The sequence below is a fragment of the Candidatus Eisenbacteria bacterium genome, from assembly GCA_018831195.1.
In the GTDB taxonomy this organism is placed as follows: Bacteria; Eisenbacteria; RBG-16-71-46; order CAIMUX01; family JAHJDP01; genus JAHJDP01.
Genome location: JAHJDP010000109.1, coordinates 18,888 through 33,105, shown reverse-complemented (window position 1 = coordinate 33,105; position 14,218 = coordinate 18,888). Strand labels below are relative to the sequence as shown.

The window sequence follows — 14,218 nt, the reverse complement described above, 5'->3', positions numbered from 1 at the left end:
GTCGAAGTAATGTATGGAATCACCTCATCACCCGCGATAGAGACGGAGGTTTGGGATGGCGCAACGACAGAATCACAAAAGAAGCTTGAGGTGGGGTTTAGCGATCTTTTTCGCCATCCCCCTCCTTGTCACATCAGCCAATAGCGCCGATTTTTCGACAGGCCGGTTGGACCGGGATGCCCCGATCCTTACCTCAGACGACTTCTTTCAGGAAATCGGCGACTATTATCGCGTTCATTCCAACACCTCCAATGCTTCAGTTTCGGGGTTGTTGGGAACAATCGGCGGACCTCAGACGTGGGATTTCACCACCGGGCCCACCGGCGAGATCAAGCGCTTCGATTATGTCGCGACCGATGACGGCGATGACCCCGGCGCCGGATTTTTTGCGGGTGACCATTATGCTCTTGCCGACTTCTCCCAGAGGATGACCGAAGAGATCGGCGGCGGCCAGGCTTGGATGTACCTCGATCAGATCGCGGCGCAGGGTCGCACGAATTACGGGTACTTCTGGCCGGACGGCAATGCTTCGACAGATGACTGGTCCGTCTTCACGCCTCCCATTCTCGATTTTCCAGATCCCTTGGCCTATGGCGACAACTGGCTTCTATCGACGACCTACCAATTCCAGATGTGGGACACGATGGTCCTGGACATCAGAATCGACCTCACTATCAATGCCGAGGCTGATGCCTGGGGAACTGTCATTCTCCCCAATCTCGGTCCGATCGATGCCATCCGGATCAATACAGAGCAGACAAGCGCCGTTTATGTCTGGATTGATCAATGGTATCCGGTGAGCACGCAATACAACCGCATCTATGATTGGATCGGCGTCGATTCCGACCTCATTGTTGAAATCGTCTCGACGGTCTCAGAAACCGGAATGCCGCCGGACAACTTCACAATCGCCTCTTCTTTTGTCCGCCAATTTGAAAACAGCAATCCTACCGCGGCCCCGGTCATTGCACCTATTCCGGATCATGCCATCTTCGAAACATATACCGCATATACTTATGATGTTGAATCATCAGGTATCCCTGATCCCTCTTTTGCGCTTCTGGCGGCCCCAGAGGGCATGACGATTGATGAAGTCACCGGGATGATTAATTGGACGCCGACCAGCGTTCAGGTCGGAGAAAATACCGTGACGGTCGAGGCCGATAACGGCAATGGTACCGACACGGAAACCTTTGTGATTACACTCTACAACCTGAATGAGCCTCCACAGAATCTTTTCACCGATTTATTTGATAATGGGACGACGACGCTCTCTTGGGATCCGCCCGCAAGTACCTATTGGTTGAACGCCTACAATATTTATCATTCCACATCTATCGGCGGCCCCTATTCTCTGCAGGCCCAAGCCATGCCGGAAGATCTTTCAATCGAGTTCGCTTCGCCGGGATTCAGCCAGTCCAACTACTATGTCGTGACGGCCGAGTTGCAAAACGGATTTAATGTTTATCAATCAATCGACTCCAATGAAGTCCTCGCTTATTCTCTCGGGCCCGGGGAATCGGGTTGCTCCAATGACGACGGAACCGCGGAATCGGGCATCCAGGCCGGCGGCCTGAATGGAGAATTGTCGGCAAGCTTGGATTTGCCCAGTGCGGAGGAATTGACCTTAACAAAGGTGGCTGTCTACTTTTCCGGTTTCAGCGATGCCCCTGTCACCATGAAGGTCGCGGCCGATGACGCCGGTGGGTTCCCCGGGTCGACGCTTGCTCAGGCGCAATACCCGGCGAGCATGCTTCGAGCGGGCTGGAACATTCTTGAGATCCCCGAGTTCATGCAGCCCTCATTTACCGGCGGATCTTTCTTTATCGGTCTCGTTGAGGGTGTCGAAAATAATACGGTCGGCCATGATGAGAGTCAGTACGGCCACAGTTTCACCAAGGCCCCGGGCGGCGCATGGTCCTTTATGTTCTCGGGTGAGTTGATGTTCGGCGGGATTGTGGAAGGTGAAGTCTCCGGCATTGAAGAGCCTGCTTCGTCGATTCCCTCGGAACTCGCTCTCAGCAGCTACCCTGCCCCCTTCAAGGATCGAAGTCAGATCCGTTATGAACTGCCGGAGGCCGGCCCCCTTTCTCTGCGAATATATAGCGTATCGGGCAGGCTTGTGCGGGAACTCGTTCAATCCGAAAGACACAACGCGGGATCTTTCATGACGCAGTGGAACGGCCGTGATAATGCCGGCCGACATGTTGTCTCGGGTACATATTTTTACCAGCTGAAGACCAGGGATCTCTCCTTAACCGAGAGAGTTGTTCTGGCAAGATGAGGATTGGAGGCGCTTATTGATCCATCCGGATATCTCATCGAGGATTCGCTCTTTCCCGGGCTCATGTAGAAGTTCATGATATAGACCGTCATAGACTTTCAGGGATTTGTCCGGGGAACCGGCACAGGAAAATAATTCCCGGCTTCCCCGGATATCCGTTATTGAATCCTCATCACCGTGCAGGATCATCAGCGGACACTCGATTTTTTTCATTTCCAATCGAATCACCCGAATCGCCCGCGTCATTTCCGCCGCCGTTCGAGCCGGTGTCCGGCCATGGTAGACCATCGCATCGTTCCTGTATTGCTCCACCACACCGGGGTCATGGGACAGGGAGGCTGTTTTCAACCGTGCAGTTGGAAACTTTGGAAGGAATTTCCCCAAGGCGAAAATGATACGGTCGGGAACGCTGGGATAGTCACGCCCCAGCTGGATGAGGGGGGCGCTAAGGATGAGGCCGTCAAGTTTCGGGTCTTCACGGAGGAGATACAAGGGGGCTATAAGACCACCCATGCTATGCCCCAGCAAAAAGAGTGGCGCCCTCCCCCATCGCTTTCGTACCCGGCAAAAGACTATTTTCAAATCGTCAAGATATTCATCAAATGAATGGATGCAAGACCGGGCTCCTTGTGACCGGCCATGCCCCCGCAGGTCGAATGAGTAGACGGAGAGCCCACTATTGTTGAAGTGGGCGGCGGCGGCATGATAGCGGGAGCTGTGTTCTGCATACCCATGGACGATCAATACAAGACCTCTCTGATTCTCCGCCCGCCAAATCTGCTCAAAAAGCCGAAACCCGCCATGTGCCATGAAATAGCCTTCATCGTGATAGCATCGTTCCAGCACTTGAGTCATTTGAATATTCCCCATTGGTCAATCAATAGAGGTCCAGAACTATGATACGGGAAGATATTCAGTTCCTCATAGAGAAGAATTGAGCGGCTTTGGAATTCCGGTTCCTATCAAATCCAGGGTATAGTATTATTTTTAAGATTTACAATAGGCCACTAACCATACAGTAGTAAACATAATTCCTTCTAAATTATCCGCGTTATACTCAACATTTCAGGCACAAAATCCGATGAGTCTTCTGATATCGATTAGTATGTTTGTTACCAATGCGACCAGGAATTTAAAGAGCGAGATGGTGAGATGGGGCAAATCCGTTCAGAAAAGCCGACTCAAATGGGCCGCCAGCTCGGTCCTGACATCGTACCATCCCTCCCCAAAAACCATCAAAATACTGAAAGTAGTTACTTTGATATCCCCGTTCGTAATCTTCAGATTGATCAGACGCTTGAATTCGACCTTTACAACAAACACGCACTCGGCAGATACGTACAGGTACATTCAGCCGGAGAAAATTTCACGGAGGCGTCAAAAGCTTCATTCAAAAAAGCCAAAATCCCCACCGTTTTTATTCCGACAAGTCAGCGCCACCGCTATAATAGTTACATAGAAACCTATCTTGGACACATTCTTGATGATCCCAAAATACCGGAAATTAAAAAGTCAACAATTCTATACAAATCAGCGACAAAATTGGTGCAAGATATGTTCGAAGATCCCACTTCCTCAGAGAATGTGTTGCGAACAAAGAAAATGGTAAAGAATACTGTTACCCATATTTTAAGGGGGCGCGCTTGCCTGGCCAGCATTATAAGGATTATGGCCTACGATTATGCGACTTATACGCATTCAATGAATGTTTGTGTTTTTGGCATTGCTTTGGGGAAAAGATTCGGCTTCAGCACTCTGGAACTCAATTCCCTGGGCGCAAGTCTTCTGCTGCATGACATCGGGAAATCGGAAATCAACCCCGCCATACTTAAAAAACAGGGGCCGCTAACGGAGAGCGAGTGGAATATTATCAAAACGCACCCAGCCAAGGGGATGGAAATATTAAAGAGTACCGGGCAGTTTGATCGCACCGTCTTGACAACTGTCTTGCAACATCATGAGAAATGCTCAGGTCGTGGTTATCCCGGTGGCTTGAGAGAGCCGGAAATTCACTTGTATGCCAAAATCGCATCACTCGCTGACGTCTTCGATGCCCTGACAACCGTGAGACCTTACAAGAATGCGATCGAATCATTTCCAGCCTTCAGGATTATGCAAGAGGAGATGAGGGGAAGCTTTAATTGCCAGTTATTACGCGAATTGATTCTTTTAATGACGAGCAAAAACTCAATGGCACAAGAAGACTCCCAGGATGATTTTGGGGGTGATCAACTGAATGAATCAGCGGCCTGAGAGAGCAGAAACAGGTATAACAGGTATATCTTGATCCACTAGACATTGAAGGGCTCTGACGTGGGAGCTTAAGCGGCGTTTGATGAATCTGCGGCGGGTGGCTCGTTTGTCCGTCCGACCAGATTCTGATGCAGACGCGCGGCGGGAAGGGTAATCACGACAAGGGTGCCCTGATTGGGTTCGCTCTGCAATTCGAGGCGGCCTCGGTGACGCTGGACGACACCCATCGCCGCGGGCAAGCCAAGACCTCTCAAACGGGAGCCTTTGGTCGTAAAGAAGGGATCGAAGGCCCGCCGGAGGACCTCCGGCGGCATACCGGAACCGTTATCCTGTATCCTGATAATGACCTGATCGTTCACCGCACCGCTGTGGATTCGAATCTGCCCGCCTTCCGGCATCGCTTCGGCGGAGTTCAATAGAATACGTTTGAATGCGTCTTGAAGCAGCGGCTCGGCGCCCCAAACAAAAGGAGTCGGCTGCAGATCCAATTCAACCTGGATGGAATGCCAGCTCTCACCCCTCGAAACCTGCCAGTAATTTTCAACAAAAACGACAACATCACGCAGCGTCGTGTTGACACTAATTTCCGTGAATTTAAGATCGACCTCCTCGCCATAGAATTCCTGAATCCGGCGAACAATTTCGGCGCCTTTCTGTGCGGCTTGTTCAATGGCGATCAGGCTCTTCTGAAGCGATTCTTCCTTGATCCGCATCCGGAGAAACTGTGAGCGGGCAAGCATGATGGCGAGCACATTGTTAAAGTTGTGCGCGACCATGGTCGTCACCTCTCCCATCGCCCGCAATCTTTCCGACTGAACCAGTTGCCGCAACAACCGTCTTCGATTCGTGATGTCGACTAAGATAAATTCCAAAGCCGTTTCATTCTGATAAGAGACCTTCCTTCCACGAATCTCCAACTCGAGCGGCGCACCCGATGCGCTGACGCCCTGCGTCTCGCTCAGAAACGCCTCATCGCTTTGCAGGGCCTTTTTGAGAACGCCACTCATCTCACCCCGGCGGCTGGGATGGAAGACATCTGCTATGGGTTTTGCATGCACGGGCGTATCCCGCTCCCATGGCCCGAAGAGTTCTTCAAAAGCCTTGTTGGCAAAGATGATCTTTTCGTCCTGAACCAAGACAAACGAATCCGGCGCGTTCTCGACCAGGAGCTGGTAGAGCTTGCGGGAAGCCATCAACTCTTCGGTCCTCAGGCTGACCGTTTCCTCCAATCCGGCGTTGAGTTTTTGGAGTTCATCCTGCGCATCCAGAAGTTCTTTCTCTTTCTGCGTCAGTTTGCCGGCCGCCTCAGAGAAAGCAGTGGCCAGAATCCCGATCTCATCCCCGGTTTCGATTTTCAGCGTTGAATCCCAGCGTCCCTCGGCAAGATTCCGGCTCGCCTCAACAAGTTTCTTAATCGGTCTTGTGATACGCCTCGATAGAATGTGGCCGGCGAAAACACCGAGCAGGAGACCCAGAAGGGCTTGAGCGATCAACAACCGTCGGACAAAGGCGATCTCGCGGTGGAACGACTCCAAGCTGAGACCGACGCGGACCGTACCCCATCGCACCCCGGCCGGGCCGTCGGGACGAACGGGCAGATCAACCTCAAGAATGCTGGCGGAGCTCTCCTTGATCTCACCTTTCCCCTCCTGGATCAGGGGTTCGGTGGTGGCCCGCGCCCGGATCGATCGGGAATCCTGTAACAAACGGCCGACCGATTCCGGATGGGTGCTATGACCGGCGACCCGGCCTTCTTTGTCATGAATAATGACATAGAGAATGAGTGGATCCTGACGATGCGCGCCGTCGGCGATTTGTTGAAGAGCGATATAGTCGTACGCCACCAATGATGTCGCCGCCGATCCCGCAATCGATCGCGCGATGGCCATTGTTCGGGCCCGTGATTCACTTCGAATCGTGCTGCGGTGTTGGAATTCGATCAGCAGAGCCATCAAACCGACGAGGCCGAGAATGACCATGGCGAAAGCCATGGTGAAGCGCCGGTTCAACGGGACAAAAGACCGTGATGTTCCATTCAGCGCGCTCATGGCCGGTCCTTTTTACAAATAGCTTCCAAAGCCTGCTCCTTGGGGATCAGATGGATCCGTTCGAGCGGCATCATTTGAGGACCCATCGGACTGGGGCGCACACCCATGACATAAGGTTGCCAGGCGGTGAGCTGTGAGGTGTTTCGCAAAGGAATGATCGGCGCCTTGGCGAGGATAATCCCCTCCAAACGCCGGTAAATCTCCCAACGCTCGGCCCCCCGGCTCGTCCGGGCCTCCTCGATCAGCTCATCGACAACCGGGTCGGAGAAGGAGAAAAGATTGTTATCGCCCTGGGTGTGAAAGAGGAAATAGAAGAAAGAATCGGGATCAGGCAAATCCGCAACCCAGCCGAAGCTGAATAATCCCAGCTTCCCATCGACCGCCCCTTCATCCAGTTCCGTCCATTCTACATATTCGATCACCAGGGGAATACCGACGGCCGCCAAATCTTCTTGTATTGAAAGGTCAAACGGCTGTTCCGGGTCTGATGAAGGTGTTGTAAAGAGGGTGCAAGCGGGAACGGGATTCGCCGGGCTATATCCTAATTGTGCAAGGTTCGACCGCGCCGCTTCCGGATTAAAGGGGAGCCTTTGGATCTCCGGGCTATATCCGGGCATGCCCGGCGGAAGGATACCGCTGGCGGCCTGAGCAAATTCCGGATCGAGGGCGGCCAGTTTCTCGACATTGATGGCATGCGCCATCGCCCTTCTGAAAAGAACCTGGTCAAAAGGCGGCCGATCCATTCGGAATCCAATAAAAGAGAAACTCAACTCATGTCCCACATCAATCCGAGCCCCGTAATCTCTTCTCATCTCTTCCTCTTTGCCCCGCGGGACAAAGGTCATCTCGACTTCTCTATTCCGGAAAAGACGCAGAATCTCTTCCGCGCTCCAACTCTGCCGAATGATAAAGAGGAGGCTGTCAACGCCCGGTTCCCCTCCCCAATAATCCGGGTTCCGGATCAGCGTAACATGATCCAATGGGATCCATTCGACGGGGATGAAAGGACCGGTACCCGGCAAGAACATCCGTTCAGGATCCTTCCCCAGCTTATTTGTATAAGCGCTGTCCAATATCTCCTGGGAGACATAACCGGTCAACGACTTCAGTCCGTTCGGTATCAGATCGATCCGCTCTTTCCAGCGAACAATGCGGACTTGATCCATCGTCAGGGCGAGAAGAAATGTCGCCAGGGGTTCTTCAAGCCTGATATTGACCGTCAAGGAATCGGGGGCCAGAAGCCCGGAGGGCCACGGCGCCTCCCCGCGGCGGAACGCTTTGCTTCCCTCAATCATCTCTATATAAGTTTCCGCAAAGGGCTGGCAGCTCTTCAGGGGTGAAAGAATGGATGCGAGGGTCACCACAACATCGAGGGCACAGAACGGCGTTCCATCGGAGAAGCGCACATCCGGCCGCAATTCGAATTGATACTCCCTGCCGTTCGGCGAAACAATCCACGTCCCCGCCAGATGCGGCTGAAGCTGGCAGGACTCATTGAGCCTGACCAATCCATCGTAGATATTGTTTGTGATTCCCGACTCGTAGACATCATCCACTTCCATGGGATCGAGACTCCCCGGCTCATTGTGGATAATGCGAAGGGTCCCGCCGTGAAGAAAGTTCACAACCGACGCCGTCTCTTCCGTCTTTGTCTGTTCCGGGGAATCACACCCCAGCAGGCCAATGATGAGGAGGGCTGCAAAGAGATGCAGGCGCCCGGCTCGGACGGGATTACGGATGGCCGAAAATATAAGTTTGTGTGTTGCTTGCATTCTTTCCCGCATTGTCTATGCCGCCCGGAGCCAAACCGGGCCACCGCTGATTAGGAACTTTTTCGGTCCCGACGTCCTGCACCCGCTTGGCGGGTGAAACCCTACCCTATGGTCATCGGCGCATAGAAGACCGAGCTTGAAGTTTGCCTTCGACTTGTGGACTCTCAAGTGGGCAGGGAATAACGATTTCCAGTAGAGGGAGGGATGGGGATGCGGCTGGCGCTCGCACAGTTGAATCCGATCGTGGGCGACTTGGAGGGCAATGCCCGCAACATAATACATTATATGACGTTAGCCAATGACAATCAGGCCGATTTGATTATCTTCCCGGAACTGGTGCTCACCGGATACCCCCCGGAGGACCTGCTGCTCAGACCCTCCTTTCTCCGGGATGCGATGATAGAGTTTGAGTCGATCCGCCGGTCGGCGCCCCCTCTATTCACCTGCCTGGGGCTCCCCCGAACCACCCCTCAGGGGATCCACAATTCAGCCGCTCTCTTCTACGGCGCGGAGTTTCTCGACTTTTATGACAAATGCACGCTGCCCAATTACAGCGTTTTCGACGAGAAGAGATATTTTTCCACGTCGGTTCGCTGTCCGGTTTATCAATGGGAACGCTGGCGGATAGGAATCAACATCTGTGAAGATCTTTGGGTGCGGGGGGGCGTCCCCATGGTTCAAGCTGAGACCGGCGAGGCCCAGATGCTGATCAATATTTCCGCGTCCCCCTACCACATGGGAAAGAGCGAATTCCGGGAGCAGCTTCTTCGCCACCGCGCCAGTCAATACGGCGTCTACCTCATCTGCGCCAACCAGGTCGGCGGCCAGGACGAGTTGGTCTTTGACGGCAGCTCCCTCGTGATCTCACCACGGGGTGAAGTTCTCGCACGGGCGCGGATATTTGATGAGGATCTTCTCTATATTGATCTCCCCGCAGCGCCCATGGACCGGGAACGGCTCTCCCCACCGGATGATCATTTTGTTGAACCGGGTGGGAAAGGCCTGGAGTATCTTGAGGAACATCTTTACCTTGATCGCGTCGAACTACCGGCCGCCCTCATCACTTCCCTTCAACAAAAAGCTCAGAAGGCCGCTTTAAAACCCAGGATCGAGCCCTTCCCTGCGATCAACGCTTCCATCTATAAAGCCCTCCTGCTCGGTCTCAGAGATTACGTTCGGAAAAACGGCTTTGAGCGCGTCGTGATCGGTCTCAGCGGCGGCATCGATTCCGCGCTGACGGCGACATTGGCCGTCGACGCCCTGGGCGCCGGCGCCGTGACCGGTTTGGCCATGCCTTCACCCTACTCCTCGGCTGCCAGTCTCGAGGATGCGCGTGAACTCTGCCGCCGTCTGAAGATCCGCTTGGATGTCTTGTCGATCCACTCCCTATTTCAATCCTATCGTGAAACCCTGGAGATCCCCTTCAAAGGTCTTCCTGAAGATGTCACCGAGGAAAACATCCAGGCCCGCATCCGGGGTAATCTCCTGATGGCCTATTCGAACAAGTTTTCAGCGCTTGTCCTTGCCACCGGAAACAAAAGTGAATTCGCTGTCGGCTATTGTACATTGTATGGAGACATGGCCGGAGGTTTTGCGGTTCTTAAAGATGTTTTCAAAACGAGGGTTTTTGAGCTTTCAAGATGGCGCAACTCATTGGGCCCGGACGATGGGCCCATCCCCGAAAATACGATGGTCCGGCCGCCCAGCGCGGAACTCCGGAAGGATCAGATCGATCAGGATACCCTGCCGGCCTATAGTCAGCTTGATGCCATCCTGCAGTTGATGGTTGAAGAGGATCTCAGCCCCAAAGAGATCTCCGCCAAGGGATTTGATCCTGTGACGGTCTCCAAAGTCTTCAGATGGGTGGATGGCAATGAATACAAGCGCCGCCAGGCGCCGCCGGGCGTCAAACTGACACCCCGGGCCTTCGGGAAGGACCGCCGGTACCCGCTGACCAACCGGTACCGGCCGCAATTCAGGTAGTTGGAACACGATCGTCACGGGGATGGCCTCATGAAACCGCGATTCGCCCATCCATGGAATCTCAGCACGCCTGAAGCGGTGAAAATCCAGGAGCGATTAAGACAAGAGGTTTCATTAGAAGGATCTCTGAAGGGTGATTCGTTTCTTGTCGCCGGTTTGGATGTCGCCACGAACGGCCACCGGTTTCATAGCGCGGCGGGTGAAATCTTGTACGCCGCTGTTGTTCTGCTGGATTGGCCGTCGGGTGAGATGCTGGAAGAGGTGTATGCGTCACTGGGCGCTCGCTTCCCCTATATTCCGGGGCTGCTTTCGTTCCGCGAAATACCCGTTCTTCAGCAGGCCCTTGAACAACTCTCTAGGATACCCGACCTGATCGTTTGTGACGGCCAGGGCATCGCCCACCCGCGGCGATTCGGTCTGGCCTGCCATTTGGGAGTCCTCTATGACATTCCCTCCTTGGGAATCGCCAAAAGCCTCCTCTGCGGCGCCGTTAGAGAACCGGACCGCCGGAGAGGCGGCCACAGCCCGATACGACTGGGGACTGAGACCGTCGGTTATGCGGTGAGAACACGGGATAATGTCCGCCCCGTTTATGTATCACCGGGGCATCGTCTCAGCCTCCAGGAATCGCTTCGTTTGACCCTTGCCCTTCATGGCGGTTTTCGCATACCGCGACCAACCCGTCTTGCGGATCAGAAGGTCAAGCAGTTTAAAAATTCTCAGCCGAGGTCCGGAGATGGATGAGATCAGTAAAAAAATAGAAACCGGAAATCTCGGCCAGACCCTCCCCACCGGCGTGCATAAGATCGGCCGCTGGATCCAACATGCCGGCGGGCGGATGGTTATCGTCGGCGGTTGCCTCCGGGACCTCTTGCTGGACCGGGCGATTCATGACTGGGATCTCGCCACCGATCTGCCCCCTGATCAACTCCGGCGCGCGGTTCCCAAATCTTTTGATGTGGGCGCCCGCTTCGGAACCCTTCTCATCCCAGCTGATGGAGAGATCTTTGAGGTGACGACTTTCCGCCGTGAGAGCGATTACTCCGATTTCAGACACCCCGATTCTGTCGAGTTCACCATGGAGCTCTCTGAAGATCTCAATCGCCGCGATTTTACAATGAACGCCATGGCATGGGATCCCACCGCGCCTCAAAACCTGATCGATCCTCACGACGGCCGAACCGATCTGAGCCACCGGGTCATTCGCGCGGTCGGCGAGCCGAAAGATCGTATCCGCGAGGACGCCCTGCGCATCCTGCGCGCCGTCCGCTTCGCCGTGCAGTTGGATTTCTCTATTGAACCTTGTACATTAAACGCCATGTCGGAATCAGCGGCCCTCGTCGATCACCTCTCCTCAGAAAGAATCCGGGACGAGCTCAACAAGATTCTGCTGTCGCCCAAACCATCGACCGGTTTTCTTCTGCTGAAACAGATCGACGTTCTGAGGCGGATTCTCCCCGAGATCGCCGAGTGTGACGGCATCACGCAGAACCGCTTCCATGCCTACGATGTTTTTGAACACACCCTGGCGGCAACCGACGCCGCAGCCCAGGATCATCTTATCGTTCGCCTTGCGACCCTCTTTCATGATATCGGGAAACCGGCGACCCGCACTGTTGAAGAGGATGTCCATTTTTACGGGCATCAATTTGTCAGCGCCCAAAAGGCGGGCGCCATCATGAATCGCCTGCGTTACAGCAATGAAGAACGCCGGAAGGTCAAACACTTGATCCGGCACCATATGTTCTTCTTCCAAACGGAGTGGACCGACTCGGCGGTGCGAAGATTTGTGCGGGATGTGGGGATGGAGAACATTCCCGATCTTTTTGAACTGCGAAAGGCCGATACGGCCGGAAGCGGCAAGCGAAGGGCCAATGCGTCCCGAAAACTGCAAGAGCTCTGGGATCGCATTCAGGAAGTTCTCGAAAAGGACAATGCCTTCAGCGTGCGGGATCTCGCCATTGACGGAAATGATATCATGCGGGAACTCGGCGTCACTCCGGGCCGGGTCATAGGAGACGCTCTTCACCACCTCTTGGAACTTGTACTTGAGGATCCCGAATTAAATACTCCGGAATCACTGATCCGTGAGTTGAAGGAATGGTACGCGAGGAATAAACACCCGGAGGCTACCGGCTGAAACAACCTACCCTCCCCGGACGGCGAGGGTCATCTTTCTGCCGGGACCTTCGTCCCAAACACCGGCGACCACGAAATTCTTCTCGCGCCAGGCCCGGAAGGCCGGAAAGCTGTCCAGGAACACTCCCTCCATAAAGACAATCGCCTGCAGGGACTCTCTATCGATTCTCGATATGAACCTATCCATCGATTCCGCGCCCGAGCGGAAACGCTTCGTATTCGTATCCGCTTCATCATCGATAATCCGACGGCCGGCCGCCAAGGCGACAAGCGGCGCCAACATCGAATCGCCGATGAGGCATGCATCCTCGGGTATCCTGCGCCGGAGTTCGGTGGAAATCTCATCGAGATATTCCAACCCGCGGGCTTCATGCCATAAATAGAGCCGGGCGACCGAGGCTTTTTGTCCGACGATTCTCTGATCCGCCCATATATATTTATGAACGGCGTTGTCTAGAAAAGAGGGCAGCACCGAAGCACGCCACTTGTATTCAATCGTCCTCCCGTCGGCATGGTTTCCTTCCGCCGTCGGGCGGATGATTTTTATCAGCGTCAGGCCTCCAACCGTCACCAGGATTCCCATAAGAACCATCGGAAGCCGGTCCGCCGGGAGGTGGAATCTTATCTTCTTCCCCGGTTTGGAACCGTCCTTCCATGAGATGAGACCCTTCATCACCTCCCACCAGGCGGCGATCCCCAGTCCGAGGGCCGCGGCCAGGATCGCATAGGGTATGAGAAGGTAGTAAGCATAGACTTCCGGTAATCGCAGAAAGAAAAGCAGCTGCGCCAATGCTACGAGAAAGACGGCGGCCAGCGATTTTGAAACCCGGTGGCCGTTCAATCCTTCGGGATTCAGGATTCCATGATGCTTCGGTTTCTGTTGAGCACTCGAATGTTTGAGCTTCTTCTTTTCATTCCTGGATCGGCCGCGCCAACCGATTCCGCCGAGGGCGATAAACCCGCCCACCGCGATCGGGAGGGCCGATGCCGGTATCTCATGATTCGCGGCGGCGCGGTAGATTGTCTCTTCCGTCCTCCGGATATTCTTTTTTTTCATCTGGTGATAAAGATAAACTTGGTCGAGATAGTTGCCGGGCGCCGGAAGGGCGACAAGCAATTGAAGACCGAGAAAGAGGACGCCAAAGGCGATCCAACTGCGCCTCCAGCCCGGCTTCCGGAGATAGGCTGTGAGAAGCAGGAGTATACCGATAACAGGAATTGTATAAAGCGCGACAAGGGAAGCCAGACCGAGGAGAATGCCGGCCGTGATCCAGCGGGTGTTACGCAATGCCAAGGTCCCGCCCAGCAGAAAGACCAGGGAGAGGTTCGCCCCTGTCACATGACTGCTCGACCGGAGAACATCATAGGCGAACAAAAAGGACGCCATGCCGATCCACCCGGCCACTCGTCCGCCGTCCCGGCGGATCAATGCCCACAGGAAAAACCCCGAGGCCAGGCTCGCGAGCGCGGGAATGACCCTGACCGCCGTGATGCTAAAACCGAAGATTTTCATGATGGGGACGATGACGAGCAAATGAACGGGAGGATGCGCAAAGAAATAATCGCGGTACGGCCAGGCCCCCTCCCCCATCCGCCGCGCCAGATAAGCATAGATCCAATCGTCGGTCACGGTCGGATGAAGGGAGTAGCATTTAAGAATCAGATAGGCGAGGACTAAGCCGAGAAGGGGAATGGCCTCAAGCAGACCGATAGACCGTCTCATTCGTGAATCTCTCCTT

At 54.3% G+C, this 14,218-nt stretch carries 9 protein-coding genes; 5 read left to right on the top strand and 4 right to left on the bottom strand.

Annotated elements, in window-relative coordinates:
- Positions 1-55 precede the first annotated feature (55 nt).
- Positions 56-2,284, top strand: coding sequence for a T9SS type A sorting domain-containing protein (locus tag KJ970_19135; protein ID MBU2693035.1), 2,229 nt, complete (start codon positions 56-58; stop codon positions 2,282-2,284).
- On the opposite strand, the gene KJ970_19130 is transcribed toward KJ970_19135, so the two are convergent.
- Positions 2,255-3,139 carry a lysophospholipase gene (locus KJ970_19130; protein ID MBU2693034.1) on the bottom strand — a complete coding sequence of 295 codons (885 nt, stop codon included), beginning with the start codon at positions 3,137-3,139 and terminating at the stop codon, positions 2,255-2,257. The genes KJ970_19135 and KJ970_19130 overlap by 30 nt on opposite strands.
- A 297-nt stretch (positions 3,140-3,436) precedes the next feature.
- Between KJ970_19130 and KJ970_19125 the strand changes: the two genes are divergently transcribed.
- A complete protein-coding gene (locus tag KJ970_19125) occupies positions 3,437-4,537 on the top strand; it encodes an HD domain-containing protein (GenBank protein ID MBU2693033.1) in 1,101 nt (366 codons plus the stop codon).
- 68 nt (positions 4,538-4,605) lie between these two features.
- Here the strand turns inward: KJ970_19125 and KJ970_19120 are convergent, their stop codons facing one another.
- On the bottom strand, positions 4,606-6,585 hold the full coding sequence (locus KJ970_19120; protein ID MBU2693032.1) for a HAMP domain-containing protein: 1,980 nt from the start codon (positions 6,583-6,585) through the stop codon (positions 4,606-4,608).
- Positions 6,582-8,369, bottom strand: a complete 1,788-nt coding sequence (locus KJ970_19115) for an ABC transporter substrate-binding protein (GenBank protein MBU2693031.1) — start codon at positions 8,367-8,369, stop codon at positions 6,582-6,584. Before KJ970_19115 ends, KJ970_19120 begins: the two co-directional genes overlap by 4 nt.
- 192 nt (positions 8,370-8,561) lie before the next feature.
- Here KJ970_19115 and KJ970_19110 point away from each other — a divergent pair, with 192 nt between their 5' ends.
- From KJ970_19110 to KJ970_19100, 3 genes are read left to right on the top strand one after another with little or no spacing between them, the layout of a single operon-like run.
- Positions 8,562-10,340 carry an NAD+ synthase gene (locus tag KJ970_19110; GenBank protein ID MBU2693030.1) on the top strand — a complete coding sequence of 593 codons (1,779 nt, stop codon included), beginning with the start codon at positions 8,562-8,564 and terminating at the stop codon, positions 10,338-10,340.
- 30 nt (positions 10,341-10,370) lie between these two features.
- Complete coding sequence (gene nfi / locus KJ970_19105; protein ID MBU2693029.1) at positions 10,371-11,084, top strand: deoxyribonuclease V; 714 nt, start codon at positions 10,371-10,373, stop codon at positions 11,082-11,084.
- Positions 11,077-12,480, top strand: coding sequence for an HD domain-containing protein (locus KJ970_19100; GenBank protein MBU2693028.1), 1,404 nt, complete (start codon positions 11,077-11,079; stop codon positions 12,478-12,480). Before nfi ends, KJ970_19100 begins: the two co-directional genes overlap by 8 nt.
- Before the next feature lie 6 nt (positions 12,481-12,486).
- On the opposite strand, the gene KJ970_19095 is transcribed toward KJ970_19100, so the two are convergent.
- Entirely contained in the window at positions 12,487-14,202 is a 1,716-nt protein-coding gene (locus KJ970_19095; protein MBU2693027.1) for a glycosyltransferase family 39 protein, read from the bottom strand.
- Positions 14,203-14,218: the final 16 nt, after the last annotated feature.

Bases quoted from the DNA above. Each gene is read 5' to 3' on its own strand.
- KJ970_19135 (MBU2693035.1), top strand. From the start codon at position 56: ATGGCGCAACGACAGAATCACAAAAGAAGCTTGAGGTGGGGTTTAGCG.
- KJ970_19130 (MBU2693034.1), bottom strand. From the start codon at position 3,139: ATGACTCAAGTGCTGGAACGATGCTATCACGATGAAGGCTATTTCATG.
- KJ970_19125 (MBU2693033.1), top strand. From the start codon at position 3,437: ATGGGGCAAATCCGTTCAGAAAAGCCGACTCAAATGGGCCGCCAGCTC.
- KJ970_19120 (MBU2693032.1), bottom strand. From the start codon at position 6,585: ATGAGCGCGCTGAATGGAACATCACGGTCTTTTGTCCCGTTGAACCGG.
- KJ970_19115 (MBU2693031.1), bottom strand. From the start codon at position 8,369: ATGCGGGAAAGAATGCAAGCAACACACAAACTTATATTTTCGGCCATC.
- KJ970_19110 (MBU2693030.1), top strand. From the start codon at position 8,562: ATGGGGATGCGGCTGGCGCTCGCACAGTTGAATCCGATCGTGGGCGAC.
- nfi (MBU2693029.1), top strand. From the start codon at position 10,371: ATGAAACCGCGATTCGCCCATCCATGGAATCTCAGCACGCCTGAAGCG.
- KJ970_19100 (MBU2693028.1), top strand. From the start codon at position 11,077: ATGGATGAGATCAGTAAAAAAATAGAAACCGGAAATCTCGGCCAGACC.
- KJ970_19095 (MBU2693027.1), bottom strand. From the start codon at position 14,202: ATGAGACGGTCTATCGGTCTGCTTGAGGCCATTCCCCTTCTCGGCTTA.